The organism is Frankia sp. CcMO1 (genome assembly GCF_977945845.1).
Window position 1 is genome coordinate 1 of record NZ_CDWTMG010000246.1, and the last position, 5,813, is coordinate 5,813.

The following is a 5,813-nucleotide window of genomic DNA, read 5'->3' on the forward strand; positions in this document are numbered from 1 at the left end:
GGTGAATGTTTACAATCGAAGGTGTGGGCCGCGAAGTTTTTAGGGCACCAGTTTGGTTGCATAAATGTCACAGGCTCTCCGGAGTTTCGGCAACACCGGATGCACGGAGGCAACCATGGCGAACACGATCTACTCCGCCACCTCGACCGCCTGGGGTGGACGCGACGGACGGGTGGTGTCCAGCGACAACCGGATCGACCTCCAACTCTCCGTCCCGAAGGGCCTCGGTGGTGACGACGGGCCGGGCACGAACCCGGAACAGCTGTTCGCCACCGGTTACGCGGCGTGCTTCCACGGCGCGCTCAAGGCCATCGCGCGCGAGAAGAAGATCGATGTCAAGGACTCGGCGGTGTCCGTGACCGTCGGGCTGATCAGGGACGACAACGGCAGCCTGGGGCTGAGCACGCGGATCGAGGCGCAGATCCCCGGCATCGAGCGGGCGGCCGCCCAGGAGATTCTGGAGGCCGCGCACGCCCTGTGCCCGTACTCCGTGGCCACCCGGGGCAACATCCCCTCCGAGGTGGTCCTCGTCGAGAGCGACTGACCCGGCTCCCCTGCTCACCTTGCCTATCCAGAGGGATAAAGCGGACACAAAACCCTCTGGATAGGCAAGTCTCCCTCGTTGCCGCAGATCTTGGACTCGCGACGAAGAGTCCTAATGTGACGCAAAGCACACCTCTGGGACGCAGCGTCGGCCCATTTCAATGAAGATCGGCACTCAATATCCTAATGTGCCAGGAAGCGGCGCCACCCTCGACGTCGAGGAACCAGGACATGGCCCGAGACGGACGGAGGGCGCACAGTTGCGGATTGCGTTGTTATCGTACCGGAGTCTGCCCACCTGCGGTGGCCAGGGTGTGTACGTCCGACATCTGTCCCGCGAACTGGTCGCCCTGGGGCACCGCGTCCAGGTGGTGAGCGGGCCGCCGTACCCGGTGCTCGAGGAGGGGGTCGGCCTCACCGAGCTGCCCAGCCTCGATCTCTACCGGGACTCCGACCCGTTCCGGTGGCCCGGACTGGCCGAGTTCCACGGCCTGCCGGACGTCGTCGAGTTCGCCATGATGCGGACCGGCCAGTTCTCCGAGCCGCTCGCCTTCAGCCTGCGTGCCTGCCAGGCCCTGCGTCCCAGGGCATCCGGGGGCCGACCGCCGTTCGACATCGTCCATGACAACCAGGGGCTGGGATACGGCCTGCTGGCGCTGCGGGCGGCCCTGCGCCCGTACCGGATCCCGGTCGTGGGCACCGTGCATCATCCGATCACGGTCGATCGCCGCCTGCACCTCGCCGCGGCAACCACCTTCACGTCCCGGCTGGGCCTGCGCCGGTGGTACTCGTTCCTCCCGATGCAGGCCCGGGTCGCGCGGGGGCTGGACGGCATCGTCATCCCGTCGGAGAGCTCCCGGCGAGAGATCATCGCAGACATGAACCTCCCCTCAGCGGTCATGCACACGGTTCCGTTGGGAGTCGACGCCGACGTCTTCACGCCGGCGCCCTCGGGCAATCCGGCGGTTCCGGGCCGTGTCGTCGTTGTGACCAGCGCCGATGTTCCGCTCAAGGGCCTGCTCGTCCTGCTCGAGGCGCTCGCGAAGCTGCGGGTGGATCGCTCGGCGCACCTGGTCTGCGTCGGCAAGGCCCGCGAAGGGGGAACGGCCCAGCGCCAGGTTGCCGAGCTGGGCCTGGCCGACGCCGTGATGTTCCGTTCCAACATGCCGGAACTGGAGCTGGTGGACCTGTTGCGCTCCGCCGAGGTCGCGGTCGTTCCCTCGCTGTACGAGGGGTTCAGCCTGCCCGCCGTCGAGGAGATGGCCTGCGGGATCCCGCTGGTCGCCACCACCGCCGGGGCGCTGCCCGAGGTCGCCGGTCCGGACGGGGAGGCCGCATTGCTGGTCCCGCCGGGGGATGCGGGGGCCCTGGCGGACGCCATCGGTTCCCTGCTCGACGACCCCGAACGACGGGCCCGAATGGGTGCCGCCGGGCGCCGCCGGGTGGAGGCGCGGTTCTCCTGGCGGGCGGCCGCCGCGGCCACCGCGGACTGGTACGCCGAGCGGATCGCGGCAGTCGGCGGGACGCCCACCTCCCCCTTCCCGGGACCTCCCGTCCCGGAACTGGGATCGGCGGCCCGCTGGGCGCCGCCCGTCCCGCCCTCCGGGATGCCGGCACCGCTGTCCACACCCGGCGCCGCAACACCAGCCACCGCAACGCCAGCACCGCTGTCCGCACCCGGCGCCGGGGCGTCCGCACCGGCGTCGTCGACGCTGACCGGCTGACGGCCGACGCATGCTGACCGTCGACTTCGACCGGTTTCCCGTCTCCGCGGGCTGCCGGCTGCTCGACCTGGGATGCGGCGCCGGGCGGCACACGTTCGAGGCGTTCCGACGGGGCGCCGAGGTCATCGCGCTGGACTACTCCGCCGACGAGGTCGCCGGCGTCAACGCGATGCTCGCCGCGATGGCCCTGGAGGGACAGGCTCCACCCAAGGCGAAGGCCGCCGGAGTACGCGGTGACGCGCTGGCGCTGCCGTTCGCCGACGGCACCTTCGACCGGATCATCGCCGCCGAGGTGCTCGAACACCTGCCCGCCGACACGGCGGCGATGGCGGAGATCGCCCGGGTGCTGCGGCCCGGGGGGTGGGTGGCGGTCACCGTCCCGAACCGGTTCCCCGAGCAGGTGTGCTGGAGCCTGTCGACGGCTTATCACAGCGTCGAGGGGGGCCATGTCCGCATCTACCGCCGGGACGAGCTTCGTGATCGGTTGACCGCGGTGGGACTGGAACCGGCCGGCACCCATTTCGCGCACGCCCTGCACGCCCCGTACTGGTGGCTGCGGTGTCTCGTCGGTGTCCACGACGACGGCCATCCGGCGACGCGGCTTTACCACCGGCTGCTGGTGTGGGACATGATGCGCCGTCCCCGCATCACCCGCCTCGCCGAGCGGGCCCTCAATCCGATCATCGGCAAGAGCATCGTGCTGTATCTGAGGAAGCCGGAGGTAACGCGTGCGGCCGGTTGAGTCTGCTCCGGTCCTGACCCCCGAGGCGCTCACCGCGACCGCGACCGCGATCGCCGTCGTCCAGGAGCCGGACGGCGCCATCCCCTGGTATCCCGGTGGCCATACCGACCCGTGGGATCATCTCGAATGCACCATGGCCCTCGACCTCGGCGGCCTGGTCGACGCCGCCGACGCCGCGTGGGCCTGGCTGTGTCGCAACCAGCGGCCGGATGGATCCTGGGCGACGAGCTACGTCGGCGGCGCGGTCAAGGAGGACTTCGCCGACAGCAACCAGTGCGCCTATGTCGCCACCGCAGCCTGGCACCGCTGGTTGGCCACCGGTGACCGCGCCTTCCTCACGAGGATCTGGCCGGTCGTCGAGGCGGCCCTGGACTTCGTCGTCGATATGCAGAGCCCGACCGGACAGATCTGGTGGGCCCGGTCGTCGGACGGTGTCGACTACCCCGAGGCCCTGCTGACGGGATGCTCCAGCACGTTGCACAGCCTGCGCTGCGGGATGGCGCTCGCCGCCCTGGTCGGGGAGGTGCCACCGGCCTGGGAACGGGCGACCGGCGCGCTGCGGCACACCCTCGTCGCTCACCCGGAGTACTTCGCCCCCCGCGACCGGTGGTCGATGGACTGGTACTACCCGGTGATCGGCGGAGCGCTGCGCCGGTCCGCGGGTCGGTCCCGGCTCACCAGCCGGTGGGACGACTTCGTCGTCGACGGTCTGGGTATCCGCTGCGTGGCTGACGAGCCCTGGGTCACGGGGGCCGAGACCTGCGAACTCGCCATCGCCCTGCATCTCGTGGGCGAGACCGCCGCGGCGACCAAGCTGGTCATGGACATGCAGCACCTGCGGCACGCCGACGGGAGCTACTGGACGGGCTGGCAGTTCGAGACCGCGACGTTCTGGCCGGCCGAACAGTCAACCTGGACCGCGGCGGCGGTGATCCTCGCGGTCGACACGTTGGCCGGCGGGGTCACCGAGACCCTCTTCCGCGGCGACGACCTCCCCGAGGGGATCTGTGTCCTCGACAAGGAGTCCGACGAGCCTCGGCAGGGCGGCAGGCGGCTTCCGGAGCCGCGGACGGAGCCGCGGGCGGAGGTGGGGACGGAGGTGGGGACACCCGCCGAGCGCCGGCTTCCTCGGCAGCGGCCGGCCTGCGGATGCCGCTCAGTCGACGCGGCGTAGGACGCGCAGCGAACCCGCGCACGACAGCTCGCGGAAGCCCTCCGCCAGCGCTCGCACCAGAACGTGGTAGGGTGCCTGGCCCCCGTCCGCCGGGTTCGGAAAGACGTCGTGGATGGCCAGGAGACCGCCGGGCCGCACATGGCGGCCCCAGGCCTCGTAGTCCGCCTGGGCCTGCTCCTCGGTGTGCCCACCGTCGAGGAAGAGCAGGTCGGCCGGGGTCGACCACCATCGCCCCACCCGTTCGGAGCGGCCGACGACCGCCGTCACGACGTCCTCGACGCCCGCGTCCTCCAGCGTCCGCCGCAGGAAGGGCAGCGTGTCCAGCCGGCCGCTACGCGGGTCGACGAGATCGGCATCGTGGTACTCCCACCCGGGTTGGTTCTCCTCCGACCCGCGATGATGATCCACGGTGACCATCGTCGCCCCCACCGTCCGGGCGGCCGCGGCCAGGTACAGGGTCGACTTACCGCAGTAGGTGCCGACCTCGCAGATCAGGCCGCCGGCCGATACCCGCGTCGCCGCCGCGTAGAGCGCCAGGCCATCCTCCGCGGGCATGAAGCCCGTCGCCGCCTCGGCCGCCCGCCGCAACACCACATCCACCGCCGACTCCCTCTTTCTCGCAGGACAGGTAGCCTTTCTCGTAGGACAGGTAGCGCGCGCCAGTGGCACGCTACCTGCCGAGCTGGGCGGCCACCTCGACCCGGCGGGCGAAGATCTCCTCGGTCCGCTCCTCCATCTCGCGGAGGGCCTTCTTGCGTCCGCGGCTCGACAGCCGGTCTATGTAGAGGCTGCCGTACAGGTGATCGGTCTCATGCTGCAGGCAACGGGCGAAATAGCCGGTTCCCTCCAGGCGGAGCGGGGCACCGTGCTGGTCCTGACCGCGGACAGCGGCATGCCCGAGCCGGGCGACCTCCATGTAGGCCCCCGGAACAGACAGGCACCCCTCATCTCCCTTGACGAGCCGGCGCTCCGTCGGCGGCGCCTCCTCCAGGACGGGGTTGACCAGATGGCCCACGTGCCGCACACCATCCTCGTCGGTGCAGTCGTAGACGAAGACCGCGGCGTCAACGTCGATCTGGTTCGCCGCGAGTCCGACACCTTCGGCGCCGTACATGGTGGTGAACATGTCGTCGATCAGCGCAGCGAGCTCCGCGGTCCCGAACTCGGTGATTTTCTTACAGGGCCGGTGCAGAACAGGCTCACCGACAACGGTGATCCTGCGGATGGAACCGCGGCCGACCTCCGGTGGCAGCTGCGGGTAGGAGTCGACCGGCTCCCCCTGCACCCGGACCCGCCGATCGACCTTCTCGTCCTTCTCGTCAGATCGCGCTAAGCGCGAGGCCATGGCGAGCATCTCCTTCCATCCGACCGGGGCGCGCCTGCGCGTGAGTCGACGCGGGGCCGATCCTGCCGATCGGCAGGATCGGCCCCGCGTCACCGCCGATCCTCGACGTGCTTCGTTCGCTACGAGCTTGACAGATCGCACCCCCTGTCCGCTCGGCGGACTGGCCGCTCCCATGATCAACAGCATCACCAGGCGCGGCGCCATCATGGCTGCTACCTGCGGGAAAAGCGCGAACCTCAGACCATTCATTGCGCGGCGTAACTTCATCGACACCATGCGTACATA

The 5,813-nt window shown here is 70.0% G+C and carries 7 protein-coding genes; 5 read left to right on the forward strand and 2 right to left on the reverse strand.

All coding sequences use genetic code 11. From position 1 onward, the window contains the following. The first annotated feature begins 115 nt into the window (after window positions 1-115). From AC08OU_RS20750 to AC08OU_RS20765, 4 genes are all read left to right on the forward strand, one after another. Entirely contained in the window at window positions 116-544 is a 429-nt protein-coding gene (locus AC08OU_RS20750; RefSeq protein ID WP_462188621.1) for an organic hydroperoxide resistance protein, read from the forward strand. A gap of 313 nt (window positions 545-857) precedes the next feature. Further along, window positions 858-2,267, forward strand: coding sequence for a glycosyltransferase family 4 protein (locus AC08OU_RS20755; protein WP_476601936.1), 1,410 nt, complete (start codon window positions 858-860; stop codon window positions 2,265-2,267). A 10-nt stretch (window positions 2,268-2,277) separates the two neighbouring features. Continuing rightward, a complete protein-coding gene (locus tag AC08OU_RS20760) occupies window positions 2,278-3,009 on the forward strand; it encodes a class I SAM-dependent methyltransferase (RefSeq protein WP_462188623.1) in 732 nt (243 codons plus the stop codon). Continuing rightward, entirely contained in the window at window positions 2,996-4,183 is a 1,188-nt protein-coding gene (locus AC08OU_RS20765) for a hypothetical protein (protein WP_476601935.1), read from the forward strand. Before AC08OU_RS20760 ends, AC08OU_RS20765 begins: the two co-directional genes overlap by 14 nt. Here the strand turns inward: AC08OU_RS20765 and AC08OU_RS20770 are convergent. Together AC08OU_RS20770 and def are read right to left on the reverse strand one after the other, a co-directional pair. Then, window positions 4,166-4,783 (reverse strand): class I SAM-dependent methyltransferase, encoded by a 618-nt coding sequence (locus AC08OU_RS20770; protein ID WP_476601934.1) that lies wholly within the window; start codon window positions 4,781-4,783, stop codon window positions 4,166-4,168. The two genes, AC08OU_RS20765 and AC08OU_RS20770, sit on opposite strands and share 18 nt — an antisense overlap. Window positions 4,784-4,853: 70 nt before the next feature. Next, window positions 4,854-5,528, reverse strand: a complete 675-nt coding sequence (gene def, locus AC08OU_RS20775; RefSeq protein ID WP_476601933.1) for a peptide deformylase — start codon at window positions 5,526-5,528, stop codon at window positions 4,854-4,856. Here def and AC08OU_RS20780 point away from each other — a divergent pair. Beyond that, a partial coding sequence (locus AC08OU_RS20780) for a hypothetical protein (RefSeq protein WP_476605610.1) occupies window positions 5,527-5,813 on the forward strand: 287 nt, incomplete at its 3' end. The two genes, def and AC08OU_RS20780, sit on opposite strands and share 2 nt — an antisense overlap.

Excerpts from the sequence above, each read along its gene's own strand:
- AC08OU_RS20750 (WP_462188621.1), top strand. The coding sequence starts at position 116 with ATGGCGAACACGATCTACTCCGCCACCTCGACCGCCTGGGGTGGACGC.
- AC08OU_RS20760 (WP_462188623.1), top strand. The coding sequence starts at position 2,278 with ATGCTGACCGTCGACTTCGACCGGTTTCCCGTCTCCGCGGGCTGCCGG.
- def (WP_476601933.1), bottom strand. The coding sequence starts at position 5,528 with ATGGCCTCGCGCTTAGCGCGATCTGACGAGAAGGACGAGAAGGTCGAT.